Annotated in this window: 23 protein-coding genes; 7 read left to right on the forward strand and 16 right to left on the reverse strand. The window is 33.7% G+C overall.

Translation table 11 applies throughout. From position 1 onward, the window contains the following. Window positions 1-2: 2 nt before the first annotated feature. Both ACHRVZ_RS07320 and ACHRVZ_RS07325 read right to left on the reverse strand, forming a co-directional pair. Complete coding sequence (locus tag ACHRVZ_RS07320) at window positions 3-1,712, reverse strand: DUF4270 domain-containing protein (RefSeq protein WP_395421609.1); 1,710 nt, start codon at window positions 1,710-1,712, stop codon at window positions 3-5. A 21-nt stretch (window positions 1,713-1,733) separates the two neighbouring features. After that, window positions 1,734-2,540 (reverse strand): glycogen/starch synthase, encoded by an 807-nt coding sequence (locus ACHRVZ_RS07325; protein WP_395421610.1) that lies wholly within the window; start codon window positions 2,538-2,540, stop codon window positions 1,734-1,736. Window positions 2,541-2,618: 78 nt separating this feature from the next. On the opposite strand from ACHRVZ_RS07325, the gene panC reads away from it, so the two are divergent. From panC to ACHRVZ_RS07350, 5 genes are all read left to right on the forward strand, one after another. After that, window positions 2,619-3,497 carry a pantoate--beta-alanine ligase gene (gene panC / locus ACHRVZ_RS07330; protein WP_395421612.1) on the forward strand — a complete coding sequence of 293 codons (879 nt, stop codon included), beginning with the start codon at window positions 2,619-2,621 and terminating at the stop codon, window positions 3,495-3,497. A gap of 14 nt (window positions 3,498-3,511) precedes the next feature. Next, window positions 3,512-3,862 carry an aspartate 1-decarboxylase gene (gene panD / locus ACHRVZ_RS07335; protein WP_041520307.1) on the forward strand — a complete coding sequence of 117 codons (351 nt, stop codon included), beginning with the start codon at window positions 3,512-3,514 and terminating at the stop codon, window positions 3,860-3,862. Window positions 3,863-4,064: 202 nt separating this feature from the next. Beyond that, window positions 4,065-5,219, forward strand: coding sequence for an alpha/beta hydrolase (locus ACHRVZ_RS07340; protein WP_395421613.1), 1,155 nt, complete (start codon window positions 4,065-4,067; stop codon window positions 5,217-5,219). Continuing rightward, the gene (radA, locus tag ACHRVZ_RS07345) at window positions 5,219-6,580 is read left to right on the forward strand and encodes a DNA repair protein RadA (protein WP_395421615.1); all 1,362 of its coding nucleotides are present in this window, start codon (window positions 5,219-5,221) and stop codon (window positions 6,578-6,580) included. Before ACHRVZ_RS07340 ends, radA begins: the two co-directional genes overlap by 1 nt. A gap of 20 nt (window positions 6,581-6,600) precedes the next feature. Further along, a complete protein-coding gene (locus tag ACHRVZ_RS07350; RefSeq protein WP_395421616.1) occupies window positions 6,601-8,568 on the forward strand; it encodes a transglycosylase domain-containing protein in 1,968 nt (655 codons plus the stop codon). 168 nt (window positions 8,569-8,736) lie between these two features. Here ACHRVZ_RS07350 and ACHRVZ_RS07355 read toward each other — a convergent pair whose 3' ends face one another. The 3 genes from ACHRVZ_RS07355 to ACHRVZ_RS07365 all read right to left on the reverse strand — a co-directional run bounded on the left by ACHRVZ_RS07355 (window position 8,737) and on the right by ACHRVZ_RS07365 (window position 11,858). After that, entirely contained in the window at window positions 8,737-9,774 is a 1,038-nt protein-coding gene (locus ACHRVZ_RS07355) for an aldo/keto reductase (RefSeq protein WP_395421617.1), read from the reverse strand. A gap of 261 nt (window positions 9,775-10,035) precedes the next feature. Beyond that, window positions 10,036-10,980 (reverse strand): OmpA family protein, encoded by a 945-nt coding sequence (locus ACHRVZ_RS07360; protein ID WP_395421618.1) that lies wholly within the window; start codon window positions 10,978-10,980, stop codon window positions 10,036-10,038. Between the two features lie 116 nt (window positions 10,981-11,096). Further along, window positions 11,097-11,858, reverse strand: coding sequence for an exodeoxyribonuclease III (locus tag ACHRVZ_RS07365; RefSeq protein ID WP_395421619.1), 762 nt, complete (start codon window positions 11,856-11,858; stop codon window positions 11,097-11,099). Window positions 11,859-11,975: 117 nt separating this feature from the next. Here ACHRVZ_RS07365 and ACHRVZ_RS07370 point away from each other — a divergent pair, with 117 nt between their 5' ends. Further along, window positions 11,976-13,778, forward strand: coding sequence for a GNAT family N-acyltransferase (locus ACHRVZ_RS07370; RefSeq protein WP_395421620.1), 1,803 nt, complete (start codon window positions 11,976-11,978; stop codon window positions 13,776-13,778). Between the two features lie 84 nt (window positions 13,779-13,862). On the opposite strand, the gene ACHRVZ_RS07375 is transcribed toward ACHRVZ_RS07370, so the two are convergent. The 4 genes from ACHRVZ_RS07375 to ACHRVZ_RS07390 all read right to left on the reverse strand — a co-directional run bounded on the left by ACHRVZ_RS07375 (window position 13,863) and on the right by ACHRVZ_RS07390 (window position 16,192). Beyond that, on the reverse strand, window positions 13,863-14,138 hold the full coding sequence (locus tag ACHRVZ_RS07375; protein ID WP_395421621.1) for a TM2 domain-containing protein: 276 nt from the start codon (window positions 14,136-14,138) through the stop codon (window positions 13,863-13,865). A 101-nt stretch (window positions 14,139-14,239) separates the two neighbouring features. After that, complete coding sequence (locus ACHRVZ_RS07380) at window positions 14,240-14,704, reverse strand: DUF2752 domain-containing protein (RefSeq protein WP_395421622.1); 465 nt, start codon at window positions 14,702-14,704, stop codon at window positions 14,240-14,242. Then, window positions 14,679-15,062, reverse strand: a complete 384-nt coding sequence (locus tag ACHRVZ_RS07385; protein WP_395421623.1) for a DUF4234 domain-containing protein — start codon at window positions 15,060-15,062, stop codon at window positions 14,679-14,681. Before ACHRVZ_RS07385 ends, ACHRVZ_RS07380 begins: the two co-directional genes overlap by 26 nt. Window positions 15,063-15,244: 182 nt before the next feature. Then, a complete protein-coding gene (locus ACHRVZ_RS07390; RefSeq protein ID WP_395421624.1) occupies window positions 15,245-16,192 on the reverse strand; it encodes a 2-hydroxyacid dehydrogenase in 948 nt (315 codons plus the stop codon). A 199-nt stretch (window positions 16,193-16,391) separates the two neighbouring features. On the opposite strand from ACHRVZ_RS07390, the gene nhaA reads away from it, so the two are divergent. Further along, a complete protein-coding gene (gene nhaA / locus ACHRVZ_RS07395) occupies window positions 16,392-17,531 on the forward strand; it encodes a Na+/H+ antiporter NhaA (protein WP_395421625.1) in 1,140 nt (379 codons plus the stop codon). Window positions 17,532-17,671: 140 nt separating this feature from the next. On the opposite strand, the gene proC is transcribed toward nhaA, so the two are convergent. The 7 genes from proC to serS all read right to left on the reverse strand — a co-directional run bounded on the left by proC (window position 17,672) and on the right by serS (window position 25,425). Next, a complete protein-coding gene (gene proC, locus ACHRVZ_RS07400; protein WP_395421626.1) occupies window positions 17,672-18,448 on the reverse strand; it encodes a pyrroline-5-carboxylate reductase in 777 nt (258 codons plus the stop codon). A gap of 209 nt (window positions 18,449-18,657) precedes the next feature. Next, the gene (gene mgtE, locus ACHRVZ_RS07405; protein ID WP_395421627.1) at window positions 18,658-20,064 is read right to left on the reverse strand and encodes a magnesium transporter; all 1,407 of its coding nucleotides are present in this window, start codon (window positions 20,062-20,064) and stop codon (window positions 18,658-18,660) included. Continuing rightward, window positions 20,054-20,833 carry a 16S rRNA (adenine(1518)-N(6)/adenine(1519)-N(6))-dimethyltransferase RsmA gene (gene rsmA / locus ACHRVZ_RS07410; protein WP_395421629.1) on the reverse strand — a complete coding sequence of 260 codons (780 nt, stop codon included), beginning with the start codon at window positions 20,831-20,833 and terminating at the stop codon, window positions 20,054-20,056. The genes mgtE and rsmA overlap by 11 nt, the downstream gene beginning before the upstream one ends. A gap of 96 nt (window positions 20,834-20,929) precedes the next feature. Then, entirely contained in the window at window positions 20,930-21,241 is a 312-nt protein-coding gene (locus tag ACHRVZ_RS07415) for a DUF4286 family protein (RefSeq protein WP_041520323.1), read from the reverse strand. 94 nt (window positions 21,242-21,335) lie between these two features. Then, window positions 21,336-23,117, reverse strand: coding sequence for a tetratricopeptide repeat protein (locus ACHRVZ_RS07420; RefSeq protein ID WP_395421631.1), 1,782 nt, complete (start codon window positions 23,115-23,117; stop codon window positions 21,336-21,338). Between the two features lie 113 nt (window positions 23,118-23,230). Next, complete coding sequence (gene lgt, locus ACHRVZ_RS07425) at window positions 23,231-24,055, reverse strand: prolipoprotein diacylglyceryl transferase (protein WP_395421632.1); 825 nt, start codon at window positions 24,053-24,055, stop codon at window positions 23,231-23,233. Window positions 24,056-24,153: 98 nt separating this feature from the next. Beyond that, entirely contained in the window at window positions 24,154-25,425 is a 1,272-nt protein-coding gene (serS, locus tag ACHRVZ_RS07430; protein ID WP_395421633.1) for a serine--tRNA ligase, read from the reverse strand. Window positions 25,426-25,431: the final 6 nt, after the last annotated feature.

Raw genomic sequence — 25,431 nt, forward strand, 5'->3', positions numbered from 1 at the left:
TATTAATTTGGTTTCGTGTAGTAAACTTGCAGTTGCAGTCTTTTAGCATAATTCGCATCACCTGAAGGAATATTACCACCAAACAATACTGTTCCTAATGGACTCATTACTGAAGCTCTTGGTGCCTCTGAAAAATATTCATTTGGCTTACTAGGATCAATTAAAATTCTATTTTTTAATTTACTTGAAGTTACTGTACTAATATCACCAGTAACTACCAACCCTAATTTTACGTTTTTTACAGTTGCATTTTTGATAATATTACGAATATGATTCGTTAATATAATTTTATATGATGTACCTCTTTTAGTAGTAGCATCTATATTAATAATACCGCTATAAACAATTTTTGACATTTTAACACCATTAACCACCCCAGAACTTCCATCTGAAAGGTAATCTACTAGTGGTAAACTATTATCTAAATCATATAGATAAACTCGTTGTGGCTCATGAGTTCCAGCCATTTTATCTGAATCGATAGAAAAAACCAAGTTTGCTTCATTAGCAAGCCAATTCTTTGTTTTAACATTATTCCTGATTTCGTCTAATTGATCCGGAACTCCGTTAGGTTTATTCTCTAAAACACCATTTGCATCATATCCAATCAAATCAGTCTTACCAAACAATTCAATTACAGCAACAGAACCTTGACCTCCTTTTAAATAAAGTCTTTCATCTCCTGCAGTTTTATTTGGACTTGTTATTGCAGTGTTGTAAGCAGAATTTTTATTGTCATTATACAAACTGGCAGCAGCTCCTGACAAATTAATAATCAATGACTTATCCTCCATTGTCGCATCAGGATCAGTCGTTATAGCAGTCTTTGCTTTGTATTTAATCGTGATTTTAGCATTAGCACCTCCTTGTTTGAAAAAATCTAACAAGGCTAAATTAGTTGGATTGCTACCTGATTTTTCAACTTTAAAATACAGACCTCTAAAATATTCCTGAAAAAGACTTGGGGCTGAAAGTTTTACAGCTGGCGCTTTTAGAATTTTATTTAAGAAAAAATTCTTATTCAAATTCAACGTCATTTGCGGAGCAATTCTCGTTTTCGTTTCCTTACCCGCATCATCTTTAGTAACTACTACAGTTTCTTTAGGATTAAAAAAGAATGCCTCGTTTTCTGTCACATCATCAGAATCATTAAGCGGTTTACCAGTCGTTGGATCTACAAATTTATTAGCAAAAAAATCAGGATCCTGATCTGTATAATATAACTGAGCAAATTGAGAACCACCATCAAAATACGAAGAACGCATTTGAACTCCAGACTCATAAACACTTAATTTAAGCTTACCATTAGGATCTCCATAAATAGAATCTAATACATAAGTATTATCACCTTCTGCACTTGTACTTTTTATATGATTAAAGTAAGGCACTGTCAGTACTACACTTTCTATTTCAGGTGATTCACCAATAGTTGGCGCATTCGCTTCCAAAGCAACCTGACAAACAAAATTCGCACTACTAGTTCCAAAAACCGGATTATCAAAAATACCTAAACCATAAAGTCCCAAGCCATTTGACTGAACTGGGGTAACTTCTTGATTAAAAGCTAAAACATCATATTTTTCTAATTCTAAGCCAAAATGATCATCACCGATCAAACCATCACCAATCGCATTAAAATCTTTATCGCAAGAATATAAAAGAACAACTGTTGCAACTACTAGAATTTTCTTAATAAAAGAAGTATTGTACATGTTTAATAATAAAGTTAAAATTTAAAGACCCATTGTTTTATAGAAATTTGTATACGCTTCAGCGAATGCATCTTTCGTGGCGAAAGGTAAAAAAGGTTTTCCTGAAGATTCTATAAATTTTGTTAAACTTGGAGATACATTTTCTGAAGCAATAATTACAGCATCAGAATGTAAAATACTAGCCTTTAAGATATTCTCATAATTAGGCGTCTCTAAATCGCTAATTGATTCATGAGGAACACCATCAAATTTAACTTTATTAATCATTTCTAAATCCAGATTTTCATCAAAAGACTGTCCATAAACAGAAGTAACAATCTTAGTTTCAGAAAATAAAGCTTCATTTTTATAATAATGCTTCATATAAATTGGCAACATAGCCGCCAACCAACCATGGACGTGGATGATATCCGGAACCCAGTTTAGTTTTTTCACCGTTTCTACAACTCCTTTTGCAAAAAAGATAGCTCTTTCGTCGTTATCAGGATACAAAACTCCCTCCTCGTCAGCAAAAGTTGCTTTACGTTTAAAATATTCATCATTATCGATAAAATATACCTGAATTCTTTCTTTCGGAATTGAAGCTACTTTAATAATCAATGGCATATCTAAGTCATTCACTACCAAATTCATTCCTGAAAGTCTAATTACTTCGTGTAACTGGTGTCTTCTCTCGTTAATATTTCCATATCTTGGCATGAAAATTCTTATCTGACCTCCTTGATCGTTAATCATTTTTGGAACGTCATAAGACATTAAAGAAACCTCATTTTCAGCCAAATAAGGCACGACTTCAGATGATACATATAATATCCTCTTATCTTTCATAATAGTATTTTACTTAATTTTTGGTAATAAAAACGTTGCAAAATTACAAAAATTTATGCAGTTTATAACTAATATATTATGTTTGCACTAAATTTTAATAATACTGCCATGCATATTTTCTACGGTAAAGTAGCTTTGATAGCCTATTTAAAAACTATCAAAACTGCGAATTCGACTATCGGATTTGTACCAACAATGGGCGCTTTACACCAAGGGCATTTGGCTTTAATGCAAAGATCACTTAAAGAAAACGACGATACAGTTGTAAGTATTTTCGTCAATCCAACCCAGTTCAACAACCCTGAAGACCTTGATAAATACCCGCGAACTCTTGAAGAAGATGTGAAAAAAATGCGAGGTTTAAGTGACAAAATAATTTTATACGCCCCTTCTGTAGATGATATTTATGAAGGACACACTATATCGCAGTCATTTGACTTTGATGGTTTAGAAAATCAGATGGAAGGGAAATTCAGACCCGGCCATTTTAACGGCGTTGGAACAATTGTAAAACGTTTGTTTGAAATTGTTACCCCAACAAATGCTTATTTTGGAGAAAAAGACTTTCAACAGCTACAGATCGTTAAAAAAATGGTCGAAAAGACTAATTTACCTGTAAATGTTGTGGGCTGTCCTATTTTTAGAGAAGAAAACCAACTTGCAATGAGTTCCCGTAATGAACGTTTAACTTCTGAAGAAAGAAAAGAAGCGGCAATAATTTACAAAGTTTTAACCGAAGCAAAAGAAATTTTCAAAAACAGTAGCCCGGAAGAAACCATTCAATTTGTAGAAAATTCTTTCAAAGACAACGAAAGATTTGAACTCGAATATTTTGTTATTGCCGACGAATCTACATTATTACCTATAGATCAAAAAAATACAGACAAAAACTATCGTGCGTTTATAGCGGTATTTGTTAATTCTATAAGGTTGATTGACACCATTTCATTAAATTAATTTACCTTTGCAACATGCAAATTCAAGTTATAAAATCAAAAATTCATCGTGTAAAAGTAACTGGAGCTGATCTAAATTATATTGGCAGTATTACTATCGACGAAACTTTACTGGAAGCCTCAAATATTATTGAAGGTGAAAAAGTATCTATTGTAAATATCAATAATGGCGAACGTTTTGAAACTTACGCTATCAAAGGAGAGAAAAATTCAGGAGACATTACTCTGAATGGACCTGCCGCCAGAAAAGTTCAAAAAGACGACATCATCATTATCATTTCATATGCAACCCTGGAATTTGAAGAAGCTAAAACCTTCAAACCTTGGATCATTTTCCCAAATGAAAACGATAATTCGTTAACCTAAGTTTTTCTTTTACATCATAACTTTCTTTTAGTTTGTCAAAATTTTTTTTGCACAAACAGGATTTCTTTTGCTTTAAAACAAAATAAATTCAACCGCAATATTTCATCGCTTTTTTAAAATCCCACATCAATAAAAAAGCAAATAAAGTATTATATTGCTACACTATTTCAATACTTTTTAATTCACTGAAATGCCCCAACTCATGAAAAAAGTTTACCTACTATTTATCTTAATTTCAATTTCTGCCTTTTCGCAGAAAACATTCGACAACATCAAATCTGAAAAACTTGGTACAGAACGAAGAATAACTATTGGACTTCCTCAATCGTACGAAGCCAATCCTGAAAAAAAATATCCTGTTTTATACTTATTAGATGGGGATTATTTATTTGATCCTTTCTCCGGAGCTTTAAGCTATGGAGCTTATTGGGGAGATTTACCTGAAGTGATTATAATTGGAGTCCACCAAAATAAAAATGACGAACGCGAAGACGATTCAACTGTTGATCAAAGCACTGGTCTTCCGTTCGAAAAAGGAGCTGATTTTTTTGAATTTATAGGTTCTGAATTAGTTCCCTATATCGAAAAAAAATACCGCACATCTCCTTTCCGAATTATTGCCGGTCATGATGTAACAGCAAGTTTTATTAATTTCTATTTGTATAAAGAAAAGCCTCTTTTTAATGCTTATATTTCTTTTAGCCCTGAACTTGCCAATAAAATGGAAGTTAGAATACCTGAAAAGTTTGCCAAAACAACTGAACCGTTGTTCTACTACTTATCAGCGGCAGATGGCGATAATAAAAAGATTAAAGAACCGATAGAAAAATTAGACAGCAATATTAAAATTGCTAATAATCCGTTAGTAAATTATAAATACGATTTATTTAAAGGCACAACACATTATACGCAGGTCTTACATGCAATTCCAAGTGCATTATATCAAATATTCGAAGTTTACAAACCTATAAATTCTGCTGAATACAATAACAAAATTGCTATTCTTGAAACAGGTTATGCAGATTATCTGGAAAACAAATACAATGTAATGTCTAAAGTTTTAGGAGTTCAAATTCCGGTTAGAATGAGTGATTTTAAAGTTATTGAAACTCTTATTCTTAAAAAGAATGCCTATGACGAATTAGGAAAAATGGCCGAAATTGGAAATGTAAATTATCCAAAAGCTATGTTAGGAGAATATGAATTAGGATTGATGTACGAAAAAATGGGAGATCCTAAGAGAGCTTCTAAAAAATATCAAAATGCTTCACAAATGGAGCCAATTGGCGATTTAAACAAAGATTTGATGTACGAGAAAATCGACCAAATGAATACACTTGCAAAAACCAGTAAATAATGTCAAAAGTTAAAACTTCTTTTTTTTGTCAAAACTGCGGAACCCAATATGCTAAATGGCAAGGGCAATGCAACGCCTGCAAAGAATGGAATACAATTGCTGAAGAAATCATTCAGAAGCAGGAAAAAGTAGCTTGGAAAAGCGAACCGACTTCAAACGGTAAAGCGCCACGTCCGTTAAAAATTAACGAAATTGATTCGGCTCTTGAAATTCGAATGAATACTACTGACGGCGAATTGAATCGCGTTTTAGGCGGTGGAATTGTTCCTGGATCTTTGACACTTTTGGGAGGTGAACCCGGAATTGGAAAGAGCACACTTTTACTTCAGATATCATTAAAACTACCTTATAAAACTTTATATGTTTCTGGTGAAGAAAGCCAAAAACAAATAAAAATGCGTGCCGAAAGAATAACGCCAAATAGCGATAATTGCTATATTTTGACGGAAACTAAGACGCAAAACATCTTCAAACAAATTGAAGCCATTCAGCCTGAAATTGTCATTATCGACTCGATTCAGACTTTGCATACGGATTATATTGAATCAACAGCCGGAAGTATTTCTCAGATTAGAGAAACAACTGCTGAATTAATCAAATTTGCTAAAGAAACCAATATTCCGGTTATTTTAATTGGACATATTACGAAAGACGGAAATATCGCCGGACCAAAAATCCTGGAACATATGGTAGATACCGTTTTGCAATTTGAAGGTGACAGAAATCACGTTTACAGAATTTTACGTTCATTAAAAAACCGTTTTGGCTCAACTGCCGAACTTGGAATTTACGAAATGCTGGGAAGCGGATTGCGAGAAGTCAGCAATCCGTCAGAAATTTTAATCTCTCATAAAGACGAAGAGATGTCGGGAACTGCAATTGCCACAACCATGGAAGGAATGCGACCACTTATGATCGAAATTCAATCTCTGGTAAGTACCGCAGTTTACGGAACACCGCAGCGCAGCACGACTGGTTACAACGCCAAAAGGCTAAACATGATTTTGGCTGTTTTAGAAAAAAGAGCAGGTTTTCGTTTAGGCGCAAAAGATGTCTTTTTGAATGTAACCGGCGGAATTTCTGTTGACGATCCTGCAATTGATCTGGCCGTTGTTGCTGCCATTTTATCATCGAACGAAGATATACCGGTAACAAAAGGTTTTTGCTTTGCGGGCGAAGTTGGACTTTCGGGCGAAATTCGTCCGGTAAACCGAGTGGATCAGCGTATTCAGGAAGCCGAAAAGCTAGGATTCACAACTATTTTTGTATCTAAGTACAATAAAATTGCTTTAAAAAATACCGGAATCAAAATTGAGCTTGTCGCAAAAATTGAGGATGTCGCAGGTATTCTTTTTGGATAATTTTGTTATAAATTTACTTTATGAAATTTCCAAAACAAAAAATATACAAAGCACTACTGATACTTGCACTAGTATTGGTAGTGCTTTTTTTAGGTTTTTACTTTTTTCGAGACTCGCTTTTAAAACAAGCCATTTCGAAAATCACCAACAAAATGAATACAGAATACAACAGTACATTTTCTGTAAAGTCTGCTTCTTTTGATGGTTTGTCCGGAATTAAATTGACTGATGTTATCCTGGTTCCTAAAAATGCCGACACTCTCTGTCACATTCATAAAATAGAAACCAGCATTAGTTTAAGTAATTTACTAATTGGCGATGTTCAGATTGGAACTTTAAAAATCGACAACGGCTACATTCAATTGGTAAAAAAAGGAAATGTGCGTAATTTTGACGCTTTCTTAAAAAAAGACAAAGCCGACTCGGATAAAAACGAAAAACGCAAATACGCCACTTTTGCTTATAGAATTATCTCAAAATTATTGAATTTAGTTCCGACAGACATGAAGTTGGAAAACCTGAATTTCAGAATTGATGATAACGGCAAAAAAGCTTCGATTGCAATCAACAAACTTATTTTAGACAACAAACAACTCGAAACCAATCTTCATGTACAAAGCAAAGATTTTGATCAACGCTGGAACATAAAAGGTTTTGCAGATCCGAGAAATAAAAAGGCCGATATTCGTTTTTTTAATTTAGACACCGGAGCTATCAGAGTTCCTTATTTAGATGAACGTTATAATTTGAAAGCCAGCTTTGATTCGATCCGACTAAATGTTGAAAATATCGAAAAAGACGGAAGCGAACTTCATATTGACGGCTTTACATCTATCAGTAATTTAAAAATCATTCATCCAAAAATCGCCAGTAAAGACGTTGTCATTAAAAATGCCCGTTTTGATTATCGCTTTTTATTGGGAGATGATTTTATTTCGATCGATAGCACTTCTACAATGCAACTGAACAAGATAAAAGTAAAACCATATATATCTTACAATACAGAAAAAGACACTACTTACACTTTGAAAGTGAACATTCCTAAGATGAAAGCGCAAGATTTTATCGTTTCATTACCCGATGGTTTATTCACGCATTTTCAAGGTATGGAGGCAACTGGAAATTTCGATTATAAACTGGATTTCAAATTCAACAAAAACAATCCTAATGATTTAGTTTTTGACAGCAAACTCAACAAAGAAGATTTAAGAATTACTAAATATGGTGAAGCCGATTTAAATAAGCTAAACGGAGAATTTGTTTATCGTGCCATAATTCAAAATGTTCTGCAACGACCAATTTTGGTTGGAAATGCAAATCCGAACTATACGCCTTTAGATCAGATTTCGCCTTATTTAAGAAAATCTGTTTTAACGACTGAAGATCCTTCGTTTTTCTCGCATCGCGGATTTATCAATGAAGCTTTCAAACAATCGATTTTAAAGAATATTAGAACTAAAAAATTCTCTCGCGGCGCAAGTACAATAAGCATGCAATTGATTAAAAACGTGTTCCTGACGCGTGAGAAAACACTTTCGCGAAAGCTGGAAGAAATTTTATTGGTTTATATTCTGGAAAATAACCGAATTGCCAGCAAAGAAAGAATGCTGGAAGTTTATTTCAACATTATCGAATGGGGGCCAAATGTATACGGAATTGGAGAAGCGAGTCATTTTTACTTTCAAAAAAGACCTGCAGATTTAACCCTGAATGAATGTTTATTCCTGGCTACTATTATTCCGAAGCCTCGAAAATTTATGTATCAGTTTAATGACCAAGGAAATCTAAAGGACTTTGCTGTGAAAAATCAAAAATTCTTAAGCAACTTAATGTTGCGCCGTGGTGTTTTGGTTTCTGAAGATACGATTGGAGGCCTCAGACCCGTTTATATTTCCGGAAATGCACGTTCATTCATACGTATTAAAGCGCTCGATTCGACTGCAATTCCAGTTGATTCTTTGGCAAGGGATGATGAATTTGATTTGTAGTAATTGATTTAACCTAAAGATATTAGTTTTTGTCATTTCGACCGAAGGGAGAAATCGCACAAGAAATTCCGCAAAGAAATATCACCAATCTTTGCAGAGTTAATCATTCGATTTCTCCCTTCGGTCGAAATAACAAAATTGAGTTTAAAACCCGCGGCACATAATTACTTAAGGCGCCGGATCAGGAATAATTGACTGAACGTGATTAATTTCAGCTATTACTTCTTTCGAAAGAACAACATCAATTGTATCGATATTTTCTTTTAATTGTTCCATTGTGGTTGCCCCAATAATCGCACTTGTCAAAAAAGGTTGCTGTAATACAAATCCCATTGCCAATTGCGTCAAAGTCAATCCGTGTTTATGAGCGATTTCCTGATACAATTTTGTAGCTTGGGTACATTGTTCGCTAGCGTAACGTGTATATTGTGGAAAAAGTTTAATTCTTGAATTTGGATGCTCTTCTCCAGTTAAAAACTTTCCGGTTAAAATACCAAAAGCTAAAGGAGAATACGCCAATAAACCAACATTTTCATGCATGGAAACTTCGGCAGAACCCACTTCGAAAAGGCGATTCAATAAATTATAAGGATTTTGAACTGTTTTAATTCTTGGCAGATTCTGATGTTTACTTTCTTCCAAAAGACGCATCATTCCCCAAGGATTTTCATTAGAAACACCAATGTGTTTAATTTTTCCTTCTTTAATTAATCCGTCAAACGTTTCTAAGATTTCTCTAAAATCATCTTCCCAAGCATCATCATAACCTCCAAAAGCACGTTGCCCAAAATAATTGGTTTTTCGCTCTGGCCAATGCATTTGATACAAATCGATATAATCAGTTTGAAGACGTTTTAGACTGTTTTCTAATGCAAGCTTAATACTTGCAGGCGAGAAATCCAGTTTCTCACGCATATAGCCAAAATTCGCATTTGGCCCGGCAATTTTAGAAGCCAAAACAACTTTTTCACGGTTTCCTGATTTCTTAAACCAGGTTCCAATAATTTTTTCTGTACTTCCGTAAGTTGCCTCACTTGCCGGAATCGAATACATTTCGGCTGTATCAAAAAAGTTTACACCTTTTTCAAGTGCGTAATCCATTTGTTGATGCCCTTCAGCTTCTGTATTTTGTTGTCCGAAAGTCATCGTTCCAAGACATATTTTACTAACTTTTATATCTGTATTAGGTAAAGTTGTGTATTTCATTCTTTTTGAGGTTCTAAGTTACTAAGATTCTAAGGCACTAAGTTTTTCCTTTTGAATATTAAGTTTCAAAGATACAAAGGGATTTAGCAAATGAAAATGTGACAAAAGTTAAAAAAATAATAACATTTTCTTGAGAATCTGTATTTCTAAGACACTCTGTTTCTAAGGTTCATTTCCTGTAAATAAAAAGGCTCAAAGTTTTACTTTGAGCCTTTTTATTTACAAAATCTTAGAGCCTTAGCAACTCAGTACCTCAGAACCTTAATTTATACTATTAAGCATTTCAGCAATTTCATCTAATCGTGGTGTTAAGATGATTTCGATTCTACGGTTTTTAGCTTTTCCTTCCGGAGTTGCATTACTTGCAAGTGGAGAAAATTCGCTGCGACCTGCTGCTGTTAATTTTTGTTTGTTGATTTTAGTGTTTTCACTCAAAATATTTACAATTGCTGTGGCTCTTTTAGTAGATAAATCCCAGTTGTTTGCAATTGGTCCTGAACCTGCATACGGATCATCATCTGTGTGACCTTCAATAAGAACTGAAAGATCAGGGTTATCACCTAAAACTTTCCCCAGTTCCACAACTGCTTTTCTACCTTCGGTACCAACAGCCCAGCTTCCTGAATTAAAAAGTAATTTATTTTCCATCGAAACATATACTTTTCCATTTTTCTGTTCAACTGTCAAACCTTTACCTTCAAAACCGTTTAAAGCTTTAGATAAAGTTTCTTTTAGCTTTTTCATTGCCGCCTCTTTTGCTGCAATCATTGCCTCAAGTTCGTTTAAGCGACTTGCTGTTTTGTCAAGACTTGCTTGTTCTTCGGCCAATTTTTTAGATTTTGCTTCCAATTGTGCCAGCAATTCACGGTTTTTATTCATGTTTTTCTCCAATGCATCGTTGCTGTTTTTTTCAAGTGCATTGTATGAATCCTGTAAAACCTTAAACTTACTTTGAGCTGCAGCTAAATCGGCTTTTTGTTTTGCCAATTCGTCTTTTGTGCTATTTAAATCTTTAGTTAAAGCATCACGATCTAATTCTAATTGATTTTTTGCCTTTTGTAAATTGGCATTTTCATCAGCAATGGAACGATTTTCTTTTTTTAGATCTGAATATTTTGTTTCAAGATCGTTGTAAATTTTCTTGGACACACATGAAGTCATAGACAAAGCTAAAACCAGTAATCCGATGGAAGTTTTTTTAATCATTTTAATTTTTAGATTTAATTTAGAGCATATCAATAATCAAACAATGTCAAAATAAAATAACAATGTTAATTTTAAAACTTAAACACCAATTCTTTCAACAAGAACAATACCAAATTTTATTCAATCTCGACTAAAACTGGACAATGGTCTGAATGCACAGCATCTGGAAGAATAACCGCACGTTTTAATCGGTGTTGCAATGAATCACTCACTAAATTGTAATCGATTCGCCAGCCTTTATTATTCCCTCGCGCTCCTGCACGGTAACTCCACCACGAATAATGATGCGGATCTTTATTAAAATGACGGAAACTATCAACAAAACCAGATTTCATAAATCCATCAAGCCAAGCGCGTTCAGCAGGTAAAAATCCGGAGACTGTTTTGTTACGAACAGGATCGTGAATATCGATTGCTTCGTGACAAATATTGTAATCGCCGCAAATAATCAAATTCGGAATGGTTAGTTTTAACTCGTTAATATAGTTTTGAAAATCGTCCATGAACATAAATTTATGATCCAATCGTTCAATATTTGTTCCGGACGGAAGATATAAACTCATTACAGAGCAGTCATCAAAATCGGCACGAAGGTTACGACCTTCAAAATCCATATGCTGAATTCCGGTTCCATAAACCACATTATTGGGTTTTATTTTTGATAAAATAGCCACACCGCTATATCCTTTTTTTGTTGCCGGATAATAATATTGGTAAGGATAGCCCGCAGCCGTTATGTCATCAACAGGAATTTGTTCTTCAGTCGCTTTTATTTCCTGAAGGCAAATTACATCTGGATTTGCATGTTGCAGCCATTCGATAAAACCTTTAGTTATTGCGGCACGTATTCCGTTTACATTATAAGAAATAATTTTCATCAGTGATTTTTTAGGATTTCAAATGTAATAAAAAAGTGGAAAGTTTGTGTTTGAAACGGCGAAAAGTAGAGTTTTTTGTTATCTTTGTTCGCTGCTCTAATAAATTAAAAATAGTACATGGGTTTAGTTACCGCGAAAGAAGTTGCAAAAGCAATAAATGTTGATAAGTACGGAGTATTTGGTACTTTTTCAGGCTGGATTCTTATGAAGGTTCTTAAGATCTCTACCCTTAATAAAATTTACGATCATAATAAACATTTAGAGGATGTTGCGTTTTTAAACGGGATTTTAGATGAGATGGAAATCAAATTTGAAATTCCTGAAGAAGATTTAAAACGTTTACCTAAAGACGGCGCCTATATTACCATTTCAAATCATCCGCTTGGAGGAATTGATGGTATTTTACTTTTGAAATTAATGCTTGAAAGAGAACCAAATTTCAAAATCATCGCCAATTTTTTATTACACCGAATTGTTCCGCTTAAAAAATACATCATGCCTGTTAATCCTTTTGAGAACCATAAGGATGCTAAATCGAGCGTGGTTGGAATCAAGGAAACTTTGCGTCATTTAAGTGATGGAAAACCGCTTGGAATTTTCCCTGCCGGAGAAGTTTCGACTTATAAAGATGGTAAATTAGTTGTGGACAAACCGTGGGAAGAAGGTGCTTTAAAGCTAATCAGAAAAGCAAAAGTTCCTGTTGTACCGATTTATTTTCATGCAAAAAACAGCCGATTATTTTATTGGCTTTCTAAAATCGATGACACGCTGCGTACTGCAAAATTACCATCAGAATTACTTACTCAGAAAGATCGTGTAATTAAAGTTCGTATTGGAAAACCAATTTCTGTAAACGAACAAAACGAAATTGAATCGTTTGAAGAATATTCAGAATTTTTAAGAAAGAAAACGTATATGCTTGCCAATCCTTTTGAAAAGGACAGCAAATTATTAGATACAGCAAGTTTAAAAATTCCGAAAGCTCCAAAAAAAATCGTAACGCCTGCAAGTGAATCAAAAATGATTGACGAAGTAAACGCGTTAAGAAATAGTGACTGCCGCTTATTACAAAGTAAAAACTATGAAGTATTTTTTGCAAGAGCAAAAACAATCCCAAATATTTTACACGAAATTGGTCGTTTACGCGAAATTACTTTCCGTGAAGTAGGCGAAGGAACAAATGAATCTATCGACTTAGATAAATTCGATCAATATTATCACCATATGTTTCTATGGGATGAAGAAACTAAGAAAATTGCAGGTGCATACCGTATGGGACTGGGTTCAGAAATTTACCCTAAATACGGAATCGAAGGTTTCTATTTGAATGATCTTTTCAGATTCGAACCAGAATTGCATGATATGATGCATAAATCAATCGAAATGGGCCGTGCTTTTATCATTAAAGAGTACCAGCAAAAACCAATGCCTTTATTCTTATTATGGAAAGGTATTATTCACACAACTTTACGTTATCCTGAGCATAAATATTTATTAGGCGGTGTAAGTATCAGTAACCAATTTTCTGATTTTTCGAAATCATTGATGATTGAGTTTATGAAATCGAATTATTACGATCCTTATATTGCACAATATATTCACCCGAAAAAAGCATATAAAGTAAAACTGAAAGACGCTGATAAAGATTTTATCTTCGATGAAGCTGAATCTGACTTAAATAAATTTGACAAAATTATTGACGAGTTAGAACCAGGAAATTTACGCTTACCGGTTTTAATCAAAAAATACATCAAACAAAATGCACGTGTTGTGGCTTTTAACGTCGATCCTTTATTTAATAATGCAGTAGATGGTTTAATGTACATTAGAATCGCAGATATTCCGGAGAGCACAATGAAACCCGTTATTGAGGAGTTTCAAATAGAATTAGAACGTAAATTATCTGAGAAAGAAGATTAAGCCTATCTTTTTTACTATAGAAATTAAAAAATCCCATTTGCTTTAAAAGTAAATGGGATTTTTTATGCGATAATCTGTTTTTCTTTAAAACCAGCCTTTATAACCAACCTGATAAGTTTGATAAAACTCTTCATCGGTTTTAGTTAAATACAAAACTCCTTCTATTATCCCTATTACACCACCAATTCCAAACACAAATCCCAAAATAAGCTGAATAACACCTTCTTTAGTGTATCCAAGATAAAACTTATGAATTCCTAATGCACCTAATAGAATTGCCAGAATTCCGGCTACTACTTTTTTATTCTCTGGCGCGGTTCCTTGTGGGTTATTCCACGCTTCATGTTTTGTGTTTTCCATATTGTTAATTTTAAATTTATATATCTAATCTGAAATAAATTATTGCTTTAATACGAAAAGGAATCTCCTGCTAAAAGGAAAAATAGCGGTTTTATTAATTTTTAAAACCAAATTGATTGATGTAATATATCATCAAAAGAATTGTTTTTGACAAAGAGAACCAATCTAATTATATGATAAAAAGCTAAAAAATAAGCCATATTATACGCCAGTTTTCTATTGTATAAAAGACCATTAAAATATTCTTTTTTAGTAATAATTTCTGTTGTCAGGATAATGATGGTAAGCCAACAAAACAAAATAACAAAGGGGCCTAAAATATGATAACTAACAGACTTATATATATCACCCTGATAAAAATATACCAATGACTTGGTTATACCACAACCCGGACAAGGAAAACCAGTTACCATTTTAAAAGGACAAAACGATTGATCTGTTTCTAAATGGTCATTGTGATTGTTAAGCATTAAAAAAAACGGAATTATCAGTGTAATTGCTGCACCGATAATCCCGTAAATTTTACGCTTTGTTTTACTATTATTTGTATAATCTGTTGATATCACCTTGTACGATCATTGCTGCTGCAAAAGGAAAAAAGAATCCTAAAACAATTAATAAAGTTGACTGATCTTTTTGAAGTTCACCTGTTCTTTCATAAACTTTAGGCAATGCTTCTTTACCTGCCAAATAATAAAAATAAATATTTACCGGCATACAACATCCTGCAAAAATTGCAATAGGTTGCGAGATAACTTCTTTTTTTGCCACGGCATTAAAAACTTCCGCCACTTTAATATTCCAATAAATTAAATATAATCCGCAAGTTAAAAACCCAAAAAGCAATACCATAATCGGATCCACTTTAAATACCGGAATTGGTTCATTAAATTTATTAGATGTCTCTTGAAAATTGTTTTCCATTTTTTATTACTTAAAATTAATTGGTTAATTCCTACTCTTTGGGATTTTCGGTCACTCCTTATTTAGAAACAATATTATTAAAAATTAATATTAAAAACTAATTATAGTATTAAAATTCTACAGAAAAAACTCGTTATTTAATTCTAAAACCACAAAATCATCCAGACTCGGTTTTAAACAATTTACTTTTTATAAACCCTCTTAATTTTATCTACAATAACCTGTGCTAAGCGTTCATGACTTTCAAAAGTCCAACCGGCAATATGAGGAGTTAGTAAAACATTTTTAGCTTGCAACAAATACTGAAAAGCTTCGGGAGTATTTTTATCCTGAAACAATGTTTCGAAAGATAATTTTTCATACTCCAAAACATCTAAACCAGCACCCAAAACCTTTTTTGACTTCATCGCTTCAACTAAATCTGCTGTAACGATATTTTTACCACGCGAAGTATTTATGATCCAAAATGGCTTTGCAAATGCGTTAATAAAACCAGCATTAACCATTTTATCCGTTTCCGGAGTCCACGGAAGGTGTAAACTCAAAACATCGGCTTTCTGCTGTAATTCTTTTAACGAAACTTGTTTGGCATTTTCATCTCCAATATTGTCTAATATATCATGAAATAAAACTTCTACATCAAAACCACGAAGTTTTTTCGCAAAAGCTTTTCCCATATTACCATAACCAATAATTCCTACCGTTTTTCCGTCTAATTCATGACCACGATTACTTTCTCTATTCCAATGTCCGGCTCTTATTTCGGCGTCGGCCTGATTTAAATTATTGAATAATGATAAAATCACACCCAACGAATGTTCTGCAACAGCGTTGCGATTACCTTCGGGAGCAGCGATTAAATGAATTCCTTTTGTTTCAGCATAATCACAATCGATACTCTCTAAACCAGCGCCAACTCTGGCAATAAACTGTAAATTGGTTCCTTTGTCTAAAAAGGTTTTATCGATTTTAAAACGGCTTCGAATTACAATTCCGTTATAATCCTGAATTTTAGCTTCTACTTCTTCTTTAGAAGATTTAAAATCGGCGTGGTTTTCAAAACCTGCATCTTCTAATTGTTGCCAAAGAATCGGGTTATTACTGTCTATATGTAAAATTTTGACATTCATATGTAAAGTTTTATTTTGCTAATGAAAAGACAAAAATACAGCTTATTCTTCATTTTTGAATTGAGATTATTCATAGTTTCTAATGAAACAAAACACTGGGAATTTTTTATTGGTTATATTTTTTTTAACTTTGAAAATATAACATTTATCGAATTCCGATGAATTTCTCTCTTTCTAAATCATCTCATCCTTCTTATATATGAAATTAACAAAAACTTTTAAAGCCTTTTTTGACAACGAAAAATCAGGAGGATTACTTTTACTCTTTGTTACAATTATCTCAATGTACCTTGCAAATTCCTCATTCCAAACCGAATATATCGCGTTTTGGGAAAAGGATTTTAACGGGCATTCTATCACGCACTGGATTAATGATGGATTAATGGCCATCTTCTTTTTATTAATTGGGTTAGAATTAGAACGCGAAATTTATCATGGTGAATTATCAAGTATAAAAAATGCTTCTCTACCAATTATGGCAGCTTTTGGCGGAATGCTGGTTCCTGCCGCTATTTTCCTGGCTTTAAACTTTGGAACCGCAACACAAAACGGAGCAGGAATTCCTATGGCGACTGATATTGCGTTTGCAATTGGAATTTTATCTCTTTTAGGAAATAAGGTTCCAGCATCGTTAAAGGTTTTCTTAACAGCATTAGCCGTTATCGATGATCTAGGAGCTATTATCGTTATTGCTATATTTTACACCACCTCAATTGCGTTTGTAAATCTTGCCATTGCTTTAGGTATTTGGGCATTCTTATTTGTTTTAAATCGAATGAAGATTCACAATTTGATTCCGTATTTAATTGGAGGCGTTGCGATGTGGTACTTCATGCTTAACTCTGGCGTGCATGCTACGATAACTGGCGTTATTTTAGCATTTGTAATTCCGTTTGGAGATGGCGGTAAAAACACAAGTTCGTATAAATTGCAGCACTTTTTACATAAACCCGTTGCTTTCTTTATTTTACCTCTGTTTGCTATTGCCAATACTTGTATTGCTATCGAATCAGACTGGCATGAAGGTCTTTCTCATAGTAATACTTTAGGAATTATATTAGGTTTGGTTATAGGTAAACCTTTAGGAATCATACTTTTTTCTGCGATTGGAGTTAGTGCGGGATTTTGTTCTTTACCAAAAAGCTTAAAATGGGCTCATATATTAGGCGCAGGAATGTTGGGTGGAATTGGTTTTACGATGTCTATTTTCATTACTATTTTGGCTTTTCATGATCCGGAAACCATTGTTTTCTCTAAAATTGCGATTTTAATTGCATCAATTCTTTCTGGTCTTTTTGGTTTTATTTATTTGAAGTATATTTTGACGAAAAAAAAATAGCTTAACGTTTATTTTTCTTTAAAACAACAAACCCGACAGGTTTTAAAAACCTGTCGGGTTTAGCAACCACTAAAAAATCCCAAACTCCAACTTAATAAAAGTGGAATTTGGGATTTTAAATATTTGTATTTTCTAAAAAACTATCCTTTAATCTGTTTCAAAGAAGTCTTGATTCCTTTTATTAAAGACGAGCTGAAACCATTGTGTTCCATTTCATTTAAACCAACAATTGTACAGCCTTGAGGCGTCGTTACACGATCGATTAATTGTTCCGGATGCACTTTTTCCTCTAGCAACATTTTTGCAGCTCCTTTTACGGTTTGCGCAGCGATTGCTAAAGCCGTTTGAGAATCAAAACCAATTTCGATTCCTGCTTGCATTGAAGCACGAATATACCTTAAAGCATATGCAGTTCCGCACGCACCAAGAACAGTTGCAGCGTCCATTAATTTTTCGTCGATAATTGGAGCCGTTCCTAAATCCTGAAATAGGTCAACAATTGGCAATGCTTTTTCTCTGTCTTTTTCAGGGAAAGAAATACAAGTTGCTGATTCGCCAAATTGTGCCGCAATATTTGGCATAATTCTAACTACCGGATATTCGTTATTAGTTTTTGATTGCAAGATATCCAAAGACAATCCGCTTACTGCCGAAGCAATTGTTTTTCCTTTAATTACTGGTAAAATTTCTGCCAGAACAACATCAACCTGATATGGTTTTATAGTTAAAACCACTACATCTGCTTCTTGAATGTTATGTTTATTATCAGATGAAACTGTGATTCCGTACTCTGATAAATATTGAATACTGGCTGTATTTCTTCTTGTAACGGTGACTTGGTTGTTTTTTGAGAATTTTGCAATTCCCAAAGCAATAGAAACCCCTAGATTCCCTCCTCCTATTATATGTACTTTCATTCTTAGTCGGTTTTTTGATTTATTTTTGGCTGGTTAATAGCCCTTTTTTCGGCATGTAAATTACGCAGATTTTACAAATTTTAAATCACTGTAATCTATCAATTTGTGGCAAAAATCTAGAACCTATAATCATTTTGGCTATTCAAAAATCATTATTTGCTGCAATAATAAACAAACCTGCTACAATATTTACCAGATCTATTTTATACTTACAACAGTTTCCCTTTTAATAACAAAGAAGCGATTGTAAAATAGATTACTAATCCTGTTACATCAACTAAAGTTGCAACAAATGGCGCCGATGAAGTCGCGGGATCCAGTTTAAGTCTTTTCAATAAAAATGGTATCATTGATCCTGAAAGTGTTCCCCACAAAACAATAAACACTAACGAAAGAGAAACTGTTGCTCCAATCGCCAGCCAATGTTCTCCATATTCGTAAAGTCCGGTTTGTTGCCAAACCATAATTCTGATAAAACCAACAATTCCTAAAATTGCCCCAAGCAAAAATCCTGATGCAATTTCTTTTTTCATTACATACCACCAATCTTTCAGCGTTAACTCTTTCAATGCCATAGCACGAATTATTAGCGTTGCTGCTTGCGAGCCTGAATTTCCACCACTCGAAATAATAAGCGGAACAAATAAAGCTAAAACTACAGCTTTCTCTATTTCACCTTCGAAAAATCCCATTGCCGAAGCGGTGAACATTTCTCCAATAAATAAAACAACAAGCCAAGTTGCTCTTTTTTTAACCATTTCGCCAAGACGCGTTTGAACGTATGGTAATTCTAACGCTTCAAGTCCCCCGAATTTCTGAATATCTTCGGTATCTCTTTTTTCTATTTCGTCTTTTATGACATCAATAATATCATCAATTGTAATGCGGCCTACTAAACGACCAAGTTCATCAACAACCGGAATAGCTTCCAAATCGTATTTGTCCATCATTCGGGCTACCTCAACGTCTGGAGTTTCAACATTTACCGAATATAATTTTCTGATATAAATGTCTGAAATTTGTGTTTTGGTCGATGTTGTCAATAAATCTTTAAGTGACAATCTGCCTTTAAGCCTATTCTCATCATCAACAACATAAATAGAATGTACTCTTGAAACGTTTTCGGCCTGAATGCGCATTTCTTTCACACAAGTTAATACGTTCCAGTTTTCGTTAACTTTCACCAACTCTTTGTGCATGATACCTCCGGCAGTATCTTCGTCGTAACGCAATAAATCAACGATTCCTTTTGCGTGTTCAACGTCCTGCAATTCTGAGATTACTTCAGCTTTTCTGTCTTTTGAAAGTTCACCAATAATATCTGCCGCATCATTGGTTTCAAGCTCATCCAGCTCTTCGGCGATTTCTTTAGGCGAAAGTCGGCTTAAGATTTTTTCACGTAAATCATCTTCTAATTCCAGAAGAATTTCAGCTGTTTTCTCGCTATCTAAAACTTTAAATATATAAGTAGCTTCATCAATGTCAATTTCATCAAGAATTTCAGCGAAATCGGCGTGATGCATGTCATTCAACAAAATTTCTAGCTCTGTATTGTTTTTAGCTTGAATGAGTTGAGCTATTTTTTTAATTAGCTCTTTGCTGATTTTAAACTCCATCGGCTTCTATTTTTTGAGTCAAAACAATAAATTCGTCTACGCTTAACTGCTCAGGACGTTTATCAAAGATAGTGTCTAATCGCAGGTCATCTGATAAATTTAATGTTTTCAAACTGTTACGTAATGTTTTTCGTCTTTGCTGAAAAGCCGTTTTTACAACCGTAAAAAACAATTTTTCAGAGCAAGGAAGGCTATAATCTTCCTTTCGGGTCATTTTCATCACACCCGACTTGACCTTGGGCGGAGGAATAAAAACATTTTCGTCAACAGTAAATAAATACTCCGTATCATAGAAAGCTTGTGCTAATACGGACAAGATTCCGTAAGCTTTTGATCCTTTTTTCTCGCAAATACGCTCAGCAACTTCTTTTTGAAACATTCCCGAAAACTCCGGAATCTGATGTTTAAATTCTAAAGTTCTAAAAACGATTTGCGTTGAAATATTATATGGAAAATTCCCAATAATAGCGAATTGTTTATTCTCATAAACCTCATTTATATTGTATTTCAGGAAATCCTGAGAGATAATTTTATCTTTTAATTTTGGATAATTTTCACCCAAATACACTACCGATTCGCCATCGATCTCGATTACGTGTGTATTAATTGGTTTGTCAAGCAAATATTTAGTTAACACACCCATTCCTGGTCCTATTTCTAAAACCTCATCGTATCCTTGTAAGCTCAAAGTATCTGCAATTGCTTTTGCGATGCTTTCATCTTTCAGGAAGTGTTGTCCTAAATGTTTTTTGGCTTTTACTTTTTCCATTTTCTTTTTTAGATTGTTAGACTTCTAGACTTCTTAGATTATTAGATTTTTAGTTAGTCTAAAAACCTAAGAAGTCTAATGATCTATAAATCTCTTTTAATGTTCCGAAATCAACTCTAACTCTGTTCTAAAAGAAAGTAGTTTATCTGCAAATAATCCTAAAGCTTCCTGATGAAATTTTGGTTCATCTTCAATATAATATCTTTCTAAAGTTTCTTTGCTGTCCGTAACATATTGAACAGAATAAGTAATACCTCCCATTTCCTCTTCAATCATAACTCTTACGATTCTTGCCGAAGAAAACTTTTGTGTCGCCAAAATTTCCGGTATATGTTTTTCCTGCATCCACTTTAGCCATTGGTCTTTAACGCTTTCGTGTATATTGGTTGTAACGTTGTAAATAATCATTTTTCTCTAGATTTTAGACTTCTTAGACACTAGACTACTTAGATTTCAGAAAAGTCTAAAAATCTAAGTAGTCTAATAATCTAACGATCTATTTTTATAAATTCTTGTCTCCTCTTAACTCTCGGTATTTTTTTCTGGCATCAACAAAGTAAATACTGTCTTGATGATTAAAAATTACCTTCTCATATAATGGCTTCGCCTTTTCGATATCGTGCAATTCGTCGTTGTAAATTTCTGCCGAAAAAAACAGCGCTTCATCGATATAAATCCCAGTGTTATGATTGTCTATGATTTGTTGATATTGGCTTAAAGCCGAATTAAAATCTTTTAAACTTTCATAAATTTTCCCTAAACGCAACAATGTTACAGCTTCGATTTCCTGCCCTTTATAGGTTTTCAAAATACTAAGAAACTGATTGATTGCTTCTTGTTTTTTATTCTGATAAATTAAAAAATCACCTTTTGCAAACTGCTTCAACGCTGTTTGCGTCGAATCGGCAACTGTATTGTCATTTATCAATAAAAAATATTCTAAAGCATCGTTGGCAATTAACTGTGTACTTGCCGCTTTCAGCTCTTTAAACTGTTTTAAAGCCCACTCAAAATCACCTTTATAATAACTTGTTTTCGCTGCTTTTAAACTGGCTTCATGCGCCATTACATCATTCTTTAAATTCAACTGAATCTGTGAATAATAAATTAATGCCTGATTGTACTTTTCTTCTAAAAGCAAGATGTCTGCTAACTCCATTTTTGCATCTGCTTCCTGATAATCATTCAGGTTTAACTCGAGCGCTTTTTTAATAATTGCCTTAGCTTCTTCAGTCTTTTTGAGATTAAAAGCCAGGAAATGTGCCTGAATTATTTGCAAAGATAAGGTAAAAGGAGTTATTTCATAGGTAGTAAGCAATTGTTGTAACTCTGCAGTGATATTTGGATAGTCTTTTTCCTGTGCTTTATCGATTTTAATTTGCATTAAATACGAATTGGTCTGAACCAATAAGTCCAAATCTTTAGTGTTTTGAAGTATAAAATTAAGGATTTCCTCTGCAGTATCTGTATCATCTTCATTCATGGCAAACTGACTCAGATTGACAATACTCATCAACGATTCCGGTTCGCGTTTGTAAATTGCTTTTTCCTGAATAAAGGCTTTTCCAAATTCTTTTTGCTGTACATAAAACCAACTCAAATAATGATTCCAGAAAACGTCCTGATCTTTTTGAGTTCTTAAAATCAAAGCTTTACGCATGGCATCTTTAAAAGCAGTATTATCCGTTTCACCATTCATGAAACGAGCCAATTGTGATTGAATTAAATTAGCGTTCTGCGGATTTTGATACGATTCTGTTAATAAAAGATCAATCATTTGATCTGTCTTTCCTAACTGTCCGTACAACATTCCTATTTGAAAATTAAAATTGTAATTGGGCTGAATCTGCATCGCTGTTTGATACGCTTTTAATGCATATTCTAACAACACTTTTTTCTCGAAAGAATTACCGATTCCATAAACATCATTGGGATTCGTTTTAATTTTTTCGATTGCTTGCTCGTAGTAACTTTTAGCTTTAGCATCATTTTTTTGCAATTGAAAATTATATCCCAATTCAACTAAAAAAACACCTTGCTTGTATTTGTTGTAACGATCCTGTATCGCTTTTTCTGCAATATCAAATTTTTGTAATTGCTGATAACAATCGACCGTTCTTAAGAAGTATTGTGTATTAGATGGAGAACCATTTAGTAGTTCTTCGTAACTGATTTTGGCTTTTTCAAAATCACCTTTATCATAGTAATATTGAGCGAGCTGATCATTTTGAGCAAATGAAAGAGTGGACCATAATAAAACGATATAAATAAAGATGTTTTTCATATTTCAGCCTTTTTTCAGTATTCAGTTTACAGTCACGGTTTTCAGTATTCAGTCGCAGTTTGCAGTCTCAGTATTCAACGCAATTCACTGTAAACTTCGACTGAGACTGAGAACTAAATCACCTCCTGTTTTTTCGATTTCCAGATTATCAAAATTACGCCAATTAATATAAACGGAATACTTAGTATTTGCCCCATATTAATAATCATATCATTCTCGAAACTTTCTTGATTTTCTTTAAAAAATTCAATTATAAATCTGGCTACAAACATCAAAGTCAGGAACCATCCAAAAATAAATCCGTCAGCTTTTCTACATCTTTCTGTTTTGTACAGATAAAGCACAATTCCGAATATCAGTAAATAAGCAAATGCTTCGTACAATTGTGTTGGATGTCTGGGAATCATATCGTCTCTTTGAAAAACAATTCCCCAATTCCCATTTGTTGGTTTTCCGTAGATTTCAGAATTCATAAAATTCCCAAATCTGATAAAAGCGCCTGTAACGGGAACTCCAATTGCCATTTTATCCAGAATCCATAAGAACTTTACTTTGTATTTTCGGCAATATAAAATCATTGCTATCAAAACCCCAATTGATCCACCGTGACTTGCTAATCCTTGATAACCAACAAATTTATAAACTCCAGCTACCTTCTGAATTGGTAAAAGAATTTCAATTGGATGCTTAAAAAAATAAGCAGGTTCATAAAAAAAACAATGTCCTAATCTTGCGCCTAAAATTGTACCCACTATCACATAAACCAATAAACTATCAAGATTATCCAGTGAAAGATGCTCTTTTTTGTAAATACCTCTTACAATATAATAGCCCAGTAAAAGTCCGCAAGCAAAAAGAGCTCCATAATATTTTAAAGGAAAACTATCCGTTATCATGAAAATAACCGGATCTACATTCCAATTTAAAATTCCATTCATCTCTTGTTTTATTTTTATTAAAGTTCTTATTTAAAATTAAGAAACCTAACAGGTTTTAAAAACCTGTTAGGTTGACTCTAAGAACGATAAAAGTTAATCTAATTTATAATATCAAAACCACAGTAAGGACGTAAAACTTCTGGAATTACGATTCCTTCCGGCGTTTGGTAATTTTCTAATATTCCTGCCAAAACTCTTGGTAAAGCCAATGAACTTCCGTTAAGCGTGTGCGCTAATTGGTTTTTTCCGTCTTTGTCTTTGAAACGCAATTTCAAACGATTTGCCTGAAAAGTTTCGAAGTTAGAAACTGAACTAATTTCTAACCAACGATCCTGCGCTGTAGAAAATACTTCAAAATCATACGTCAAAGCCGCTGTAAAACCCATATCGCCTCCGCATAAACGTAAAACTCTATATGGCAATTTCAATTCTTTCAAAATTTCTTTTACATGTTCTACCATTCCGTCAAGTGCTTCATAAGACTTATCAGGATGTTCAACACGTACAATTTCAACTTTATCAAATTGGTGCAAACGGTTTAATCCACGAACATGTGCTCCGTAAGAACCTGCTTCACGACGGAAACATGGCGTATAAGCGGTATGTAAAACTGGTAATTCGCTTTCGTTTAAAATTACATCACGAAACAAATTCGTAACAGGAACCTCAGCCGTTGGAATCAAATATAAATCATCGATTGTTGAGTGATACATTTGCCCTTCTTTGTCTGGCAATTGTCCTGTTCCATAACCAGAAGCTTCGTTTACCAAATGCGGTACCTGAACTTCGTTATATCCTGCAGCAGTATTTTTGTCTAAAAAGTAATTGATTAAAGCACGTTGCAAACGAGCTCCTTTTCCTTTGTAAACCGGAAATCCTGCACCTGTAATTTTTACACCCAATTCGAAATCGATTATATCATATTTCTTCACCAATTCCCAGTGTGGCTGCGCACCTTCATGCAAAACCGGAATATCACCTTCCTGAAAAACATTCAAATTGTCATCTGGAGTTTTTCCTTCAGGAACAATATCAGCAGGAAGATTTGGTAATGTGTATAATTTATTGGTCAATTCGGCAGCCAAAGCTTCTGCTTTTTCGCCTAACTCTTTACTTTTTTCTTTTAATGAAACCGTTTTTTCTTTTAAGATTGCAGCTTTTGACTTCTCTCCCGCTTTCATTAATTCTCCAATATCTTTGGATAATTTATTAGATTCAGATAAAGTGTTGTCTAATTCTACTTGTGTAGCACGACGGTTTTCGTCTAATTGCACGACCTCTTCAACAACGCTTTTAGCATCGATATTTCGTTTTGCTAAAGCCTTGATTACTTTCTCTTGATTCTCTCTAATAAATGCGATTTGTAACATAGCTTG

Origin of the sequence: Flavobacterium sp. FlaQc-57, assembly GCF_044007395.1 — a bacterium.
Taxonomy (GTDB): Bacteria; Bacteroidota; Bacteroidia; order Flavobacteriales; family Flavobacteriaceae; genus Flavobacterium.

Bases quoted from the DNA above. Each gene is read 5' to 3' on its own strand.
- lgt (WP_395421632.1), bottom strand. From the start codon at position 24,055: ATGAATGGAATTTTAAATTGGAATGTAGATCCGGTTATTTTCATGATA.
- proC (WP_395421626.1), bottom strand. From the start codon at position 18,448: ATGAAAGTACATATAATAGGAGGAGGGAATCTAGGGGTTTCTATTGCT.
- ACHRVZ_RS07385 (WP_395421623.1), bottom strand. From the start codon at position 15,062: ATGGAAAACAATTTTCAAGAGACATCTAATAAATTTAATGAACCAATT.
- ACHRVZ_RS07355 (WP_395421617.1), bottom strand. From the start codon at position 9,774: ATGAAATACACAACTTTACCTAATACAGATATAAAAGTTAGTAAAATA.
- ACHRVZ_RS07415 (WP_041520323.1), bottom strand. From the start codon at position 21,241: ATGATTATTTACAACGTTACAACCAATATACACGAAAGCGTTAAAGAC.
- ACHRVZ_RS07365 (WP_395421619.1), bottom strand. From the start codon at position 11,858: ATGAAAATTATTTCTTATAATGTAAACGGAATACGTGCCGCAATAACT.
- nhaA (WP_395421625.1), top strand. From the start codon at position 16,392: ATGAAATTAACAAAAACTTTTAAAGCCTTTTTTGACAACGAAAAATCA.
- serS (WP_395421633.1), bottom strand. From the start codon at position 25,425: ATGTTACAAATCGCATTTATTAGAGAGAATCAAGAGAAAGTAATCAAG.
- ACHRVZ_RS07350 (WP_395421616.1), top strand. From the start codon at position 6,601: ATGAAATTTCCAAAACAAAAAATATACAAAGCACTACTGATACTTGCA.
- mgtE (WP_395421627.1), bottom strand. From the start codon at position 20,064: ATGGAGTTTAAAATCAGCAAAGAGCTAATTAAAAAAATAGCTCAACTC.
- ACHRVZ_RS07390 (WP_395421624.1), bottom strand. From the start codon at position 16,192: ATGAATGTCAAAATTTTACATATAGACAGTAATAACCCGATTCTTTGG.
- ACHRVZ_RS07360 (WP_395421618.1), bottom strand. From the start codon at position 10,980: ATGATTAAAAAAACTTCCATCGGATTACTGGTTTTAGCTTTGTCTATG.
- radA (WP_395421615.1), top strand. From the start codon at position 5,219: ATGTCAAAAGTTAAAACTTCTTTTTTTTGTCAAAACTGCGGAACCCAA.
- ACHRVZ_RS07370 (WP_395421620.1), top strand. From the start codon at position 11,976: ATGGGTTTAGTTACCGCGAAAGAAGTTGCAAAAGCAATAAATGTTGAT.
- ACHRVZ_RS07420 (WP_395421631.1), bottom strand. From the start codon at position 23,117: ATGAAAAACATCTTTATTTATATCGTTTTATTATGGTCCACTCTTTCA.
- ACHRVZ_RS07320 (WP_395421609.1), bottom strand. From the start codon at position 1,712: ATGTACAATACTTCTTTTATTAAGAAAATTCTAGTAGTTGCAACAGTT.
- ACHRVZ_RS07375 (WP_395421621.1), bottom strand. From the start codon at position 14,138: ATGGAAAACACAAAACATGAAGCGTGGAATAACCCACAAGGAACCGCG.
- panC (WP_395421612.1), top strand. From the start codon at position 2,619: ATGTTTGCACTAAATTTTAATAATACTGCCATGCATATTTTCTACGGT.
- panD (WP_041520307.1), top strand. From the start codon at position 3,512: ATGCAAATTCAAGTTATAAAATCAAAAATTCATCGTGTAAAAGTAACT.
- ACHRVZ_RS07340 (WP_395421613.1), top strand. From the start codon at position 4,065: ATGAAAAAAGTTTACCTACTATTTATCTTAATTTCAATTTCTGCCTTT.
- ACHRVZ_RS07325 (WP_395421610.1), bottom strand. From the start codon at position 2,540: ATGAAAGATAAGAGGATATTATATGTATCATCTGAAGTCGTGCCTTAT.
- rsmA (WP_395421629.1), bottom strand. From the start codon at position 20,833: ATGGAAAAAGTAAAAGCCAAAAAACATTTAGGACAACACTTCCTGAAA.